General features: G+C 70.6%; 9 protein-coding genes. 5 read left to right on the top strand and 4 right to left on the bottom strand.

What is annotated here, in order from left to right; all coding sequences use genetic code 11:
* Window positions 1-111 precede the first annotated feature (111 nt).
* Together recX and recA are read right to left on the bottom strand one after the other, a co-directional pair.
* Entirely contained in the window at window positions 112-963 is an 852-nt protein-coding gene (gene recX / locus OG587_RS18475) for a recombination regulator RecX (RefSeq protein WP_329091907.1), read from the bottom strand.
* A gap of 14 nt (window positions 964-977) precedes the next feature.
* Entirely contained in the window at window positions 978-2,120 is a 1,143-nt protein-coding gene (gene recA / locus OG587_RS18470) for a recombinase RecA (RefSeq protein WP_329091905.1), read from the bottom strand.
* A 325-nt stretch (window positions 2,121-2,445) separates the two neighbouring features.
* Here recA and OG587_RS18465 point away from each other — a divergent pair, with 325 nt between their 5' ends.
* On the top strand, window positions 2,446-2,724 hold the full coding sequence (locus OG587_RS18465; protein ID WP_329091903.1) for a hypothetical protein: 279 nt from the start codon (window positions 2,446-2,448) through the stop codon (window positions 2,722-2,724).
* A gap of 181 nt (window positions 2,725-2,905) precedes the next feature.
* Here OG587_RS18465 and OG587_RS18460 read toward each other — a convergent pair whose 3' ends face one another.
* Window positions 2,906-3,100: a DUF3046 domain-containing protein gene (locus OG587_RS18460; RefSeq protein WP_329091901.1), complete on the bottom strand. Its 195-nt coding sequence runs from the start codon at window positions 3,098-3,100 to the stop codon at window positions 2,906-2,908.
* A 180-nt stretch (window positions 3,101-3,280) separates the two neighbouring features.
* On the bottom strand, window positions 3,281-3,769 hold the full coding sequence (locus OG587_RS18455; RefSeq protein ID WP_329091898.1) for a VOC family protein: 489 nt from the start codon (window positions 3,767-3,769) through the stop codon (window positions 3,281-3,283).
* A gap of 285 nt (window positions 3,770-4,054) precedes the next feature.
* On the opposite strand from OG587_RS18455, the gene OG587_RS18450 reads away from it, so the two are divergent.
* The 4 genes from OG587_RS18450 (at window position 4,055) to OG587_RS18435 (ending at window position 14,193) form a co-directional block, all read left to right on the top strand.
* Window positions 4,055-9,061 (top strand): ATP-dependent helicase, encoded by a 5,007-nt coding sequence (locus tag OG587_RS18450; RefSeq protein WP_329091896.1) that lies wholly within the window; start codon window positions 4,055-4,057, stop codon window positions 9,059-9,061.
* Between the two features lie 938 nt (window positions 9,062-9,999).
* Window positions 10,000-11,502, top strand: coding sequence for a PrsW family glutamic-type intramembrane protease (locus OG587_RS18445; protein WP_329091894.1), 1,503 nt, complete (start codon window positions 10,000-10,002; stop codon window positions 11,500-11,502).
* Between the two features lie 74 nt (window positions 11,503-11,576).
* On the top strand, window positions 11,577-11,915 hold the full coding sequence (locus OG587_RS18440) for a hypothetical protein (RefSeq protein WP_329091892.1): 339 nt from the start codon (window positions 11,577-11,579) through the stop codon (window positions 11,913-11,915).
* An 88-nt stretch (window positions 11,916-12,003) separates the two neighbouring features.
* Complete coding sequence (locus OG587_RS18435; protein ID WP_329091891.1) at window positions 12,004-14,193, top strand: hypothetical protein; 2,190 nt, start codon at window positions 12,004-12,006, stop codon at window positions 14,191-14,193.
* Window positions 14,194-14,202 lie beyond the last annotated feature (9 nt).

Below are 14,202 nucleotides of genomic sequence, written 5' to 3'. Positions count from 1 at the left end.
ATTACACCGCTATGACAATCCGCGCTGCGCGGAGTAACTCCTCACTGCCGTTGAGATTAAGCGTCAGAGAGGTAACGAGCAAGCAAAGACCCGCTGTCAAGCCGCTTTGAACTAGTCGAGGGGATAGCCCGGATCCTCCGCGAATGGCGATGTTTCCGCCCCCTCGTCCTCCAGCACTTCGCGGATGACGCGAAACGCCAGGCCCGGACCGTATCCCTTACGGGCGAGCATGCCCGCCAGTCTGCGGGTCCTGACCGCGGGCTCCAGGCCCCGGGTCGAAGAGAGCTTGCGTCGCACAAGGCGACGGGCGGTCTCCGCCTCCTCCTCGGGGTCGAGCTGATCCACCGCCTCATTCACGGTCTCCTTGTCCACCCCTCGGTGGCGGAGCTCCGAGGCGAGGGCCTTTCTGGCGAGCCCCCGCCCGGCGTGGCGCGAACTCACCCACGCGGCGGCGAACGCCTCGTCGTCGATGAGCCCGACCTCGGAGAAGCGGTCCAGCACGGCGTCCGCCGCCTCCTGGGGCACCTCGCGCTTGCGCAGCGCCTCCGCGAGCTGAGCTCGGGTGCGCGGCGCCATGGTCAGCAGCCGCAGGCAGATGCCTCGCGCCACCGCCTGCGGATCGGCCCCGGACCTCCGGCTCGCCGGAGCCCCCTCGGCCGACCCGCCGGATCCACCGAGTCCGTCGGATCCATCGGATCCATCCGGTCCGTCAGGCAGGAAGCCGGGGGAGGCATCCCCGGACCGCCGCCCGCCACGCCGGGAGGCACGCTTCTTCCGGCCTCGCGGCGCGTCATCCGCAGGTTCCGCGATCTCCTCGCGGAACCCTCCTTCCGGGACGGACGGACCGTAGTCGCGCCCGCGCCCACGCCTGCCCGGTGAGCCCGCCCGAGGTTCGTCGGGCCAGGCACCCCAGTCTCTCGGCCCGGCCTCGCCGGCCGGACCGGAGTCAGGTCCCGTCGTCATCGATCAGCCCGGATTCAGGCGTCACCCGGCTTGGGGGCGGCGGCGGCCTTGGCACCACGACCGGACGCGGCGGGAGCCGCGGCCGCACCGGACGCGCGGCCCGACGCGGCGGCCGGAGCCGAGGCCGCGGGGGCGGGCGACGGGGTGGCCGGGTTGTCGACGCGCGGGCCGACGCCGAGCTTCTCCTTGATCTTCTTCTCGATCTCGTTCGCCATGTCCGGGTGGCTCTTGAGGAAGTTTCGCGCGTTCTCCTTGCCCTGGCCGAGCTGGTCGCCCTCGTAGGTGTACCAGGCGCCGGACTTGCGGACGAAGCCGTGCTCGACACCCATGTCGATCAGGCCACCCTCGCGGGAGATGCCGATGCCGTAGAGAATGTCGAAGTCGGCCACGCGGAAGGGCGGGGCCATCTTGTTCTTGACGACCTTCACCCGGGTGCGGTTGCCGACAGCGTCGGTGCCGTCCTTCAGCGTCTCGATGCGGCGGATGTCGAGACGGACCGAGGCGTAGAACTTCAGCGCCTTTCCACCGGTCGTGGTCTCGGGCGAGCCGAACATGACGCCGATCTTCTCGCGGAGCTGGTTGATGAAGATCGCGGTGGTGCCGGTGTTGTTGAGCGCGCCGGCGATCTTGCGCAGCGCCTGGGACATCAGGCGGGCCTGGAGACCGACGTGGCTGTCGCCCATCTCGCCCTCGATCTCGGCCTTGGGCACCAGGGCCGCGACCGAGTCGATGACCAGCAGGTCGACGGCGCCGGACCGGATCAGCATGTCGGCGATCTCCAGCGCCTGCTCCCCGGTGTCGGGCTGGGAGACGAGCAGCGCGTCGGTGTCGACGCCCAGCTTCTGGGCGTACTCCGGGTCGAGCGCGTGCTCGGCGTCGATGAACGCGGCGATGCCGCCACCGCGCTGGGCGTTGGCCACCGCGTGCAGGGCGACCGTGGTCTTGCCCGAGGACTCGGGACCGTAGACCTCGACGACGCGGCCGCGCGGGAAGCCGCCGATGCCGAGGGCCACGTCGAGCGCGATGGAGCCGGTCGGGATCACTTCGATGGGCGCACGGACCTCATCGCCCAGGCGCATGACGGAGCCCTTGCCGAACTGACGCTCGATCTGAGCGAGTGCGGTCTCAAGCGCCTTTTCGCGGTCGTTAGCTGCCATGGGAGCCCCCTGAAGGGTCGCGGGTTGGATCGGTTGCCAGAAAGCTACGGGGTGCCGCCGACAATTTCGGGAGGGCACGCCAGGAGCGACGGCCTGTTCAATATAGCCGAACGACTGTTCGATCGCCGCCCGTTGGCACCACGGGTTACGGGAGTCGCGAACCACCACGGAGGCCCCCGCGCATGACCGGGCACGACCGGCGGGTCACCGCCCCGAAGAGTACGGAACCCATCCGGGAGGCGACATTTCCGAGAATTACCTTGGGCCTGTTGTAACCAGGCTGACCTGGGGTGATCCTGAGGGGAAACGACCCGAGGTGCCCAACGTGCCCAACGCGTTCACGCAGCAACGCCTAGCCCATCTCGATTCCCTCGCCACCGAACTGCGACAACGGGGGCTGGCGAGCCGCACCCTCGGCGGCACCGCCCCGGTGCTGTGGGTATGGCATCCGGACAGCCTCCGGCAGACCATCGTCTTCGCCACCCCGGTCAGGGACGGCTGGCTGTTCCTGTGGTCACCGGACGGCGAGGAGAGCGCCGACGATCCCGCGCACGCGGCCGACTCGGTGGAGAAGCTCCTCGCCCCGCTCCCGGGGCCGTCCTGACCGGCCCTCCCCCGGTCTCCCCGGCCGGGGCTTCGCCCCAACCCCGGAAAACCTTCGGGCTTCACTCCGGCACTCCGGGCTCTCACGTACTCCCCGGCTCCCCGGTCCCCGGACTTTCGGGTACTCCTCGGATCTTCGCGTTCCTCTCCGGGCTCACCGGCCCCCTCGGGCTCATCGGCCCTCAGCGGAGCCTGGGCGAGACGTCGGTCACCCCGCACACGGCGCGCCAGACCTCCTTGGTCCCGACGCCTTCGGCCAGTGCCTGGATCACGGTCCGGCCGCCGAGATCGGCGATGACGTAGTCGCGGGCCCACGAATCGGCGTACTGGTCGCCGAAGTGTGACTTCATCCGCTTCCAGAATTCCGACAGGCGCATGCCCCAAGTATGGATCCACTCCGGTGTGCCATGGCCCGTCCCGGCACGACTCCGGGCCGTCGGCCGCCCCGCGTCCAGGTCCCACGGCCCGACGGGACCGGGACGGGGACGGGAGACGTACGGGGGAAGGACCGCCGCAGATGGGAGCCCGGACGGCCGGGGAGGTCGGGTACGGAGTCGTCAGAGCACGCGGGAGCCGTACATCTCGCCGAGGGGGTCGGCGAGCAGCTCCAGGCGGGCCCCGTCGGGGTCGGCGAAGTAGATGGACGCGCCGCTCTCGACCGTGTGCGGCACGCCCGCCGCCTCCAGCTTGCCCCGCAGGCGCTCCCACGTGGAGGGATCGACGGAGATCGCGACGTGGTGGAGCCCGCCGAGGACCTCTTTGTAGGGGCCGAGGTCCAGGCCGGGGAAGTCGAAGAAGGCGAGGAGGTTGCCGTTGCCGATGTCGAAGAAGAAGTGGTTCGATCCCCGGTAGTCACGGTTCTCGAAGATCTCCGTGAGCGGGAACTCCAGGAGGTCCTGATAGAACGCGATCGTCGTCTCGACGTCGGAGGAGATCAGCGCGAAGTGGTGCAGCCCCCTCGCGCTGCTCGGCGGGCGGTGTGCCCTGAGGTGCTCCGCCTTGATCCGCTCACGTGTCGCCTCGATGGCCTGATGGTCGATGCTCACCGTTAGCTCACCACTCAATGCGTCGTGTGTTCGTCAAAGCCATGTCCGTGACGACAGGGAGCCAACCTATCCCGGACGTCATGTCCCGGTGGCGAGGCCTCGGGAACGCCTCGGGGCGCGGTCTCCCGAGGTCCGGCCGCGAGATCGGTGGATCATTTATCCGCAGGTGACGCACGGGCCGTCCGCTCCCGTCCGCCGGTCGGCGGTGGCGGGTTCTGTCGGTGGTGCCGTGCAGTATGGGCGGTGACCCGGTTGGTCGGCCGGACCGGGAGTCAGGGGGCGACGATGAGTGAGACGACGGGCGCGGGCGGAGCGCTCGACCACTTCACCCGGATGACCAGAGACTGGTTCACCGGGGCGTTCGCCGCGCCGACGGCCGCGCAGGAGGGGGCGTGGGCGGCGATCGCCCGGGGTGACAACACCCTGGTGGTCGCGCCCACCGGCTCCGGCAAGACGCTCGCCGCCTTCCTGTGGTCGCTTGACCGGCTCGCCTCCTCCGCTCCCGGCTCCCCCTCAGGCGCCGGAGGCGCCATCGCGAGCGCGGACACCCCGGCGGGCGGCGCCGTCACGGGCGTCCCGGGCACCCGCGCGGGCTCGACGGACGGCGGGAGTTCGGCGGATACGGACACGGCGGGCGGTGCGGGCACCCGAGGCGGGCGGAGGCGTTCGCGGGGGGACGGCGAGCCGGTGAGGCGGTGCCGGGTCCTGTACGTGTCGCCGCTCAAGGCCCTGGCGGTCGACGTCGAGCGCAACCTCCGGGCGCCGCTGGCCGGGCTGGGGCAGACCGCGCGGCGGCTCGGTCTCCCGGTGCCGGACATCTCGGTGGCGATCCGGTCCGGCGACACCTCCCCCGAGGAGCGGCGCCGGTTCGCGACCAGGCCGTCCGACATCCTGATCACCACCCCCGAGTCGCTGTTCCTGCTGCTCACCAGCCAGGCCCGCGAGGCGTTGCGCGGCGTGGAGACGGTCATCGTCGACGAGGTGCACGCGGTGGCGGCCACCAAGCGCGGCGCGCACCTGGCCCTCAGCCTGGAGCGGCTCGACACCCTCCTGCCCCGGCCCGCCCAGCGGATCGGCCTGTCGGCGACCGTGCGGCCGGTGAGCGAGGTGGCCGCCTTCCTGGGCGGGGCGCGCCCGGCGACCGTGGTCCAGCCGCCTTCCGACAAGGAGATCGAGGTCGAGGTGGTCGTCCCGATCGAGGACATGACCGAGCTCGACACGCCTCCCGCCTCCCCCGCCCCCGACGACGACCGCTGGCTGACCGAGACCCCGGCCAGGCGGTCGATCTGGCCGCATGTGGAGGAGCGACTGTTCGAGCTGATCCGGAGCCACAACTCCACGATCGTGTTCGCCAACTCCCGGCGGCTGGCCGAGAGGCTGTGCACCCGCCTCAACGAGCTGGCGTGGGAGCGGCGGGAGGACGGCGGGGAACGCGCCGGGGAGAGCGCGGAGGCGGATCCGGTGCACTGGGCCGAGGGGTTCCCCGGGCCGCCGGCCTCCGCCTCCACCCCGGCGGCGATGATGGCGCAGGCCGGCGCGGCCAAGGGGGTCGTCCCGGAGATCGTGAGGGCCCACCACGGTTCGGTGTCGAAGGAGGAGCGCTCCCAGATCGAGGAGGCGCTCAAGTCCGGGCGGCTGCCCGCCGTGGTCGCGACCTCCAGCCTGGAACTCGGCATCGACATGGGCGCGGTCGACCTGGTGGCCTGCGTCGGGGCGCCGCCGAGCGTGGCGAGCGGGCTGCAGCGGATCGGCCGGGCCGGGCACCAGGTGGGAGCCGTCTCGCGCGGCGTGATCTTCCCCAAGTACCGGGGGGACCTGGTCCAGACGGCCGTGGTGGCCGAGCGGATGAGAAGCGGGGAGATCGAGGACCTGCGCTACCCGCGCAACCCTCTCGACGTGCTCGCCCAGCAGATCGTGGCGATGACCGCGCTGGACGAATGGACGGTCGACGAGCTGGAGGAGGTCGTGCGGCGAGCCGCCCCCTACCGGACGTTGCCCAGGAGCGCGCTGGAGGCGACGCTCGACATGCTCGCCGGGCGCTACCCGAGCGAGGAGTTCGCCGAGCTGCGGCCGCGCATCGTCTGGGACCGGGTGACCGGCACCCTGCGGGGCCGTCCCGGGGCCCAGCGGCTGGCGGTCACCAACGGCGGCACGATTCCCGACCGGGGGCTGTTCGGCGTGTTCCTGGTCGGGGAGAAGTCCTCCCGGGTGGGTGAGCTGGACGAGGAGATGGTCTACGAGTCGCGGGCCGGGGACGTGTTCGTGCTGGGCGCGACCTCCTGGCGGATCGAGGAGATCACGGCCGATCGGGTGCTGGTCACACCGGCCCCCGGCCAGCCGGGAAAGCTCCCGTTCTGGCACGGCGACACCGCCGGGCGGCCGGCGGAGCTGGGGAGGGCCATCGGCGCGTTCCTCCGCGAGATGTCGGCGGCGGGCGCGGACGCCGAGGCGGGAGGCGGGGGCACCCGAGGCGCGAGGACGGGTGAGGCGAAAGCGGGAGTCACGGGAGCGGGACGCGGAGAAGCCGGGAACCCGGGGACGGGAAACGGGGAAGCGGGGAACACGAAGGCGGGACGCGGAGAAGCGGGACACGGGGAAGCGGGAGCGGGGAACGCGGCACGGGAGGTCGCCCTGAAGCGGATCAGGGCGGCGGGGCTGGACGAGTTCGCCGCCGCCAACCTGCTCTCCTACCTGGCGGAGCAGCGGCAGGCGACCGGTTACGTGCCGGACGACAGGACGTTGCTGGTCGAGCGCTTCCACGACGAGCTGGGCGACTGGCGGGTGGTGGTGCACTCCCCGTACGGGGCGCGGGTGCACGCGCCGTGGGCGCTGGCGATCGGGCGGCGGCTGCGGGAGCGCTACGGCGTCGACGTGCAGGCCGTGCACTCCGACGACGGGATCGTGCTGCGTATCCCCGACACGCTCTCCGACCCCCCGTCCGATGTCGCGGTCTTCGACGCGGACGAGATCGAGCGGATCGTCACCGAGGAGCTGGGCGGCTCGGCGCTGTTCGCGGCGCGGTTCCGCGAGTGCGCGGGGCGGTCCCTGCTGCTGCCGCGCCGCGTGCCGGGCAGGCGGTCGCCGCTCTGGCAGCAGCGGCAGCGCGCCTCCCACCTGCTGAACGTGGCGGGCCGCTACGGGTCGTTCCCCGTGGTGCTGGAGACGATGCGCGAGTGCCTCCAGGACGTGTTCGACGTGCCGGGGCTGGTCCGGCTGATGCGCGACATCGAGGCACGGCGGGTCCGGCTGGTGGAGGTCGAGACCGACAAGGCGTCGCCGTTCGCGGCGTCGCTGCTGTTCAACTACATCGGCGCGTTCATGTACGAGGGGGACGCCCCGCTGGCCGAGCGCCGTGCCCAGGCCCTCGCGCTCGACACGAGCCTGCTGGCCGAGTTGCTGGGCCAGGCGGACCTGCGCGAGCTGCTCGACCTCGACGTGATCACCGACACCGAGCGGGAGCTGGCCCGGCTCGACCGGCCGCTGCGCGACGCCGAGGACCTGGCCGACCTGCTCCGCTCCCACGGCCCCCTGGTGGCCGAGGACGTCGGCGTGCGCGAGGGCGACCCGGCGTGGCTGACCGCGCTGGAGGGCTCCCGGCGGGCCATCAGGGTGCGGGTGGCGGGGCAGGAGCGGTGGGCGGCGATCGAGGACGCCGCCCGGCTGCGCGACGCGCTCGGCGTGCCGCTGCCCGTGGGGGTGCCGCACGCGTTCCTGGAGCCGGTCGACGACCCGCTGGGCGACCTGCTGGCCCGGCACGCCCGTACGCGCACCCCCTTCCTCGCGAGCACCGCCGCGGCCAGGTTCGGCCTCGGCCCCGCGGTCGTCACCGACGCGCTGCGCCGCCTGGCCGCCTCCGGGCGGGTGGTGAGCGGGGAGTTCAGGCCGGGTGGCCGGGGCGAGGAGTGGTGCGACGCGGGAGTGCTGCGGATGCTGCGCCGCAGGTCCCTGGCCAGGCTCCGCAAGGAGGTGGAGCCGGTCTCCCCGGAGACCCTGGCCGCCTTCGCGCCCGCCTGGCACGGCGTCACCGGCTCCCCGCAGCGGGGCAGGCCGCCGATCGACGCGCTGGTGGGCGCGATCGAGCAGTTGCAGGGCGCGGCGGTGCCCGCGTCGGCGCTGGAGACGCTCATCCTGCCCTCGCGGGTGCCCGGATACGACCCGTCTTTCCTGGACGAGCTGACGGCCTCCGGCGAGGTGATCTGGATGGGTCAGGGGTCCCTGCCGGGCGGCGACGGCTGGGTGTCGCTCTACTTCGCCGACACCGCGCCGCTGCTGATGCCCGACCCCGGCGACATCACCCTGACGCCGGTGCACGAGGCGGTGCTGGAGGTTCTGAGCGGCGGGGGCGCGCTGTTCTTCCGCGAGCTGGGCGGCCGGGTCGGCGCCCTCCTGGCCGGTTCCGTCCCGGACGACCGTGCCCTGTCCGCCGCCGTGTGGGATCTGGTGTGGTCGGGCCGGATCACCGGTGACACGCTGGCGCCGCTGCGCGCCGTCCTCGGGACGGGGCGCCCCGCGCACCGCCCGGCCCCGACCCGGCGACGGCGGGCGGTGCTGCCGACCAGGAGCGGCCCGCCCACCGTGGGCGGGCGCTGGTGGGCGCTGCCCGCCCTCGCGGAGGACACCACCCAGCGCGCCCGCGCCCAGGCCGAGGTGCTGCTGGAGCGGCACGGCGTGGTGACCAGGGGCGCGGTGACCGCCGAGCGGCCGCCGGGCGGGTTCGCCGCCGTCTACCAGGTGCTCCGTGCCTTCGAGGAGAGCGGCCGGTGCCGCAGGGGCTACTTCGTGGAAGGGCTGGGCGGCGCCCAGTTCGCCCTCCCCGGCGCCGTCGATCGGATGCGCGCCACGTCCCCCTCGCCCGCCCAGCCGGACACGGTCCCGGAGCCCGACCCGTGGAGCACGCGGAAGCCGGAGCGGCCGGAGGGAAACACCCGGCGGGCGGTGGTGCTGGCCGCCGCCGACCCGGCCAATCCGTACGGGGCGGCCCTGCCGTGGCCCGCCCACCCCGGGGAGGTGTCCCACAAGCCCGGCAGGAAGGCCGGATCCCTGGTCGTGCTCGTCGACGGGCACCTGGTCCTCTACGTCGAGCGCGGCGGCAGGACCCTGCTGTCCTTCTCCGGCGACGACCGCCTCCAGCCCGCCGTCGACGCCCTCGCGCTCGCCGTGCGCGACGGCGCCCTGGGCAAGCTGACCGTCGAGCGGGCGGACGGCACCGCGATCAACGACTCCCCTCTGGGCGCCGCCCTGGAGTCCGCCGGGTTCCACCCGACCCCGAGAGGGCTGCGCCTGCGGGCCTAGACGTCGTCTCCTGTCGAGTCTGCGGTGACAAACGAGGGCAGCGACGATCGCGATAGATGATGCCAATTCCCCATTTTCGGATTGCCCAAAATGCGTGATCAACAACCTATATCATCCAGTTACATGTGAAATCTTGTGACAATCGCGAGAATATGACTACTCTGCGATTGTGTCCGGGGAGAAAGACACACAAAAGGGCAGGATGGCACGCGGGGAACCGAACGCTGGTCACTTGACGAGGTCGGCTGCGCCCGCGCCGTCCACTCCCGCCCTTCGCCGGGAACAGGCATTCGAGAGAATTCTCGACGGTGGCGGCTTCCGATCCAGGGGATCACACAGGATTACTCCACGGTCCGCGAAAATCGCCTTGAGCTGCCGTCACAGTGCGCCCAGGCCTCGGCGAACAGGTCGACCGGCTACCGCCTTCCGCTTACGCGCCGCAGGTGACCTGGCGGGTCCAAACGGCCTCTCCTTCTTCGTAGCCGCGAGTGACGCCATGACAACGCACATCGAGCATTCCTCCGGCACGATCCGGGCGACCCAGGGGCGACAGAGATTATGGGTGAAAACATCGCAGCCGATGTGCCGCACAGGCAGGCGCGAATTCTAATGGCGGGTGCCGTCAGCGGCGCATTGCTGCTGGCCGCGTCTCTCACCGTCGTTCTGACCGGAATTTCTGAACCGGAATCCCCTCGACTACCTCCGAGGTTTCCGTCTCTCCCGACCGGGCTGCCGAGCGGTTTCCCCACGGATTTCCCGTCAGGATTCCCGACGAGCCTGCCCTCGGACTTTCCCACAGACTTTCTGACGAACTTCCCCACGAACTTCCCGAAAGACTTCCCGACGAGCCTGCCCTCGGGCCTCCCCACAGACTTCCCGACGAGCCTGCCGTCGCTCCCTGACCTGCCGGTCCCGAAACCCGTCCCGGAGGACGTCCCATGACCGATGCACCGGCGACCGGCGAACCGGCATCAGCGACTGTTTCCCGCCCCCTGTCCGATGACGAGGTGGCCAGAGCCCGCACGATCCTGATCGCCCGGGTGCTCATCGGGGCCTACCTGGCGTACGTGCTTCTTGACCTGTTCCGGCCACGTACGGTGCCGAACGAGCCAACGCTGACGATCTTCTGGCCGCAGCCCCCGTTGCCGGGCATGCTCGGCCGGATGCTCTCCATGTCGCCGGCAGTCTTCTGGACCGTCCTGGCAGGCATCGTGGCGGGCGTGGTACTGCAGTTTCCGGCCACGACCGCCAGGTTCGCGGAAGGTCGCCGGGCCACCGTCCTGACGTGGGTGACCCTGGCGGTCATGCTCGGGCCGTTCGCCCTGATTCCCCTGACGGTCATCGGCTCCTCCCCACTGGCCGCTCTCGCCTGTGTCCCCGGCAGCGCCTTCGTCCTGTGGCTGCTCTATCTCTTCCACTGGTTTCCCCGGTTGCCCATCCGCATGCTGCTGGCCGCGTTCGGCTGGGGGGCGCTGATCATGTTCGGCCTTGGCCGCGCTTACAACAGCCTGGCGGTCGGCACCATCATCGGATTCACGACCGGGACACAGGCGCCCGGCCTCGGCGGGCTGACAGGGGCGTTGTACCGGATGCTCTCTTTTTTCGTGTTGCATATGAAGATCGTGAGCCAGCTGGCTGCGGCGGCCGGTGTGATCCTGTTGCTGCTCTGGTACCGGCACCGCGTCACCGACGCTATGACCGGTTTGGTGCTCGGGGCGGCGGTCGGACTCGGATACGCCTTCACAGAAAGCGTGGGGTTCATCCAACTCGCCGATCTGCTGGGGGGGATCACCGGCGTGACCGGTGGCTTCGAGTACTGGATCCGGCAGTCAATTGGTCTGGTCGGCGGGCCTGTGACGTTCGGAGCCCTGCTCGGGGCCGGGCTGGGGCTGGCCGCGCAGGCACGTCGGCGCGGGCAACGCGTGCTCATAGCGGGGGCGGGCCTGCTGGCCGCGGCCGGTGGCGCCGTGGGCACCGAACTGCTGTCCCCCTGGCTCTTCAAGCTCGCCGCACCTCATATCGAGGTCGGCGGACCGGCCGACACACTACTCGTCTCGCCGTTCCTCTGGCTGCTCGTGCAGCTGCCGTTCATCGTGCTCGCCCTGATGTTGTTGCGGAACGGGGCGTGTGCGAGGGCAGCGGCCGCGCGAGCCGCCGTACCGGAGGCGGTGGGTGAGGCCATCACCGAGCGGGAGGTGCCGTTCCTGGTCGACCCGGCGCTTCGCCTGTGGGCCGTGGCGAGCACCTGGCGCCGGCACGGCGGGCACGCGGCGCTCGCCCTGAGCCGCCTGCAGTCCGCTCAGCTGGACCTGGCCGCCTGGCGTTGGTGGCAAGGTGCCCGTTCCGACCCGAATCAGGCCCAGAAGGAAGGCGAGAAGTTGCATGCCAGGGTGATCCTGCTGAAGTCGCCGAGCGGCGCCGTCCCGGAGACGACCCCATGAGGGGCCGCGGGTTCGGCGTCGTGCCGGTACGCACAGTCCGTGTCGCTCTCGGCGCGCTGCTCCTCGCGTGCCTCATGTTGCCGCTGGCCCCACAGCAGGCCCTGGCCTGCGGCGTCAGCTACGGGCACATGCCTTCCTTCCGGTTCGACCTGCCCCGTCTCGGGCTCGACAGGCGGTGTTCGAACGCGGCGTCGCTCACGGGCGCCGGCATCGTCGCCATGTTGACGATCTCCGGTGTGGTCATCGTCGGCGCCCGTGCCTTCAGACGCGGCGAGGCGGTCGCACGAAAAACCCTCTCGAGATGGGGCGAACCTGCGGAGGTCCTGTCGGATTACCTGACCGTGACGGGGTCGGTGAAATCCGGCCCCGAGCCGGGACCTGCGGAGGGTGAGGATGCGCGCACCGGTCCATGAGCCGCGAGGGGAGAAGGAGGCGCCGGCGGACCGGGCCAATCGTGACGCACGCTCCCACCGGTGGCGGCGCCTCGCCACCCTCATCACCATGGTGGTCGGCGTCACCTCGCTCTCGGTACCGGGAACGCTGGCGGCGCCGACGCCGCCGGGCCCCGGGGCACCGACGGCCCCGGGGCCCTCGCCCACCGTCCCGGACCGCTTCACCGTCCTGCTGCCGCCCGGGACCACGGCCGAAGACGATCAAGCTGCCGAGAAGGCCGCCAAGGAACTGCTCGAGAACCCGGCGGGACGGGAACTCGTCAAAGCCGACAGAGAGTTCGTCAAAACCACCAAGCCACAGCTTTCTGGATCGGTGGGAAACGTCTCAGTCGAGTGGTTCGATCTGGGCTGGATGAAACACGCGGACGCTCTCCCCGACTGGCTGAAGCCCGAAGACCTGCTCACCCGCCTCCTGGAGGCCAGAGCGACCCCGGCGGACACCGGCAGGTATAAGACCGCGACGAAAATCGTAAAGCACGAAGGAAACCAAGAGCTTCACCAGCAGATCGGCGCGACACCGAGCAGCCTGTTGTTACAGGTATCCACCAGCAGTGAGTACCGGACCAGACACTCCGAGATCATCCCCCTCGACTGGCTTCGGTATGTGGTTCCTCGCATCCTTCTGCGGATGGCCAAGGCAGGCGACGTATACATCGCCCGCGGGACGACGGGCAGACTGAGCAAAAGAATTCTGCGGGAATCGCCTCTCTATATCGCGAGCCAGCGGACGCCCTGCCTCGATGCGTGCGATGCGGCCACCAGAGCATTTCCCCACGGTCTGGCGATCGCCTATTACGGCAAGAACAACAGTGAGCACGCGCAACGCGCCAAGCTGCTCGTACCGAAGGTCATGCAGAAGGCGGAGGCGGCACTACGCAGGCAGGAAAGCGATCAGGCGTGGCGGCGACGCCAGGCGAATCTCGGATTCTGTGACGGGGTCGGCGCGCCGCCCGGCCATCACGAGGCCGGCAGAGGAAAGGTCCTTGCGATGGCGGCGCCCCTTCCGGCCACGCCGTGCGCCGGAGGCGAGCCGGGCGGGGTCACCGGGGCGTTGTTGGCGGACGACTACGGCGGTGTCGACTTCTCCACCCTGGAACTGCGCTACATGTCCGATCGCCCCCACTCCGGTGATGTGCGGTACTCCTTCTCCGCGCGCCCCGCGGCCCCGGGCCTCCGCCAGAGCCCGGAGTCCCGCCTGCAGGCGGCCACGGACGCGACCGCGGACCTCCGGACCTGGCTGGTGCTGAACCCGAACCTGTTCTGGGTGAACCTCCATCCGACACAGCCCGACCGCATCATCGACCCGGAGCTGGGGCGAACGAAAGCCGGCCGGGCGATGCTTGAGGCGGACCTGCAGATGAAGCGCACCGAAGGGAAGCTGCTGAACCCGAACAGCAAATTCGGGGCGAAGTACTGGAAGGCCGCGCTGAGCCGCGGTGTGGACAGGGCGTGTTTCTCCGCCCGGATGTGGATCGTCCCCGGCCGGGTTGAGGTACACGAGGACGAGGATTCGCTCTACGTCCTGAAAGCCCCTCTTGCCGTGAAACTGAAGGCCGAAGACATCGGCGGCTCTTACTCGTGCCCGTCCCCGAACCAGGCAGCCGACGCCCGCAACGAGGAACTCCACCGGTCGACAGTGCTGCCGAAGATCGTGAAAGCGGTCAACACCGCGCCGGAGTACGCCCCGCTGCGCCGGGCGTTCACGGCCCGGGTGATCGCACAGTGGATCCGCGAACGACACCGGAAGGGCCACCGAACATCGTTCGACCGGCTGATCGACTCGGGGAACATCGGCGGCGCGAAACTTACGGACGATTGGAGGCCTCGGCAGGTGTTCGACGCCTACCTCCGCTCGATCAGAGACGGTGAGTTCTCCGTCAAGCGGACCGTCCGCAAGAAAGGAGCCGTCTTCATCTATCAGATGAGGTTCGGGGGCGTCGACTTCAGCGACGTGCCCATGACCGCCGTCGGCGTCGCCGAGATGGGCCGGCGGCACCCGCGACTGACGCAGACCGTGGAGGCCTCGGTAAAACACCCGGAAAAGGGCATGGACGGTTCCACCTGGCTCGGAGAGGCCGGCGGGCCGCCACCCCCCGGTCCGTGGCTCCGGATCACCGATGGGATAGGCGGTCTTGTGGAAGGCCGCGTCGGCGTCCTGGCCCTGATCCTTGTCGCGCTCGGAGCGATCGTCTTCGGCTTCCGCGGCGGGTCCGCTCGCAGGCGACGGCCGACACCGTGAAGACCGGCT

The organism is Streptosporangium sp. NBC_01469 (assembly GCF_036227305.1).
GTDB lineage: Bacteria > Actinomycetota > Actinomycetes > Streptosporangiales > Streptosporangiaceae > Streptosporangium.
Note: the sequence above shows the minus strand (reverse complement) of the source record. Positions and strands in the feature narration are given on the sequence as shown.

Coding starts and splice junctions, on each gene's coding strand:
- recX (WP_329091907.1), bottom strand. CDS start 963: ATGACGACGGGACCTGACTCCGGTCCGGCCGGCGAGGCCGGGCCGAGA.
- recA (WP_329091905.1), bottom strand. CDS start 2,120: ATGGCAGCTAACGACCGCGAAAAGGCGCTTGAGACCGCACTCGCTCAG.
- OG587_RS18460 (WP_329091901.1), bottom strand. CDS start 3,100: ATGCGCCTGTCGGAATTCTGGAAGCGGATGAAGTCACACTTCGGCGAC.
- OG587_RS18450 (WP_329091896.1), top strand. CDS start 4,055: ATGAGTGAGACGACGGGCGCGGGCGGAGCGCTCGACCACTTCACCCGG.
- OG587_RS18445 (WP_329091894.1), top strand. CDS start 10,000: ATGACCGATGCACCGGCGACCGGCGAACCGGCATCAGCGACTGTTTCC.
- OG587_RS18440 (WP_329091892.1), top strand. CDS start 11,577: ATGTTGCCGCTGGCCCCACAGCAGGCCCTGGCCTGCGGCGTCAGCTAC.
- OG587_RS18435 (WP_329091891.1), top strand. CDS start 12,004: ATGGTGGTCGGCGTCACCTCGCTCTCGGTACCGGGAACGCTGGCGGCG.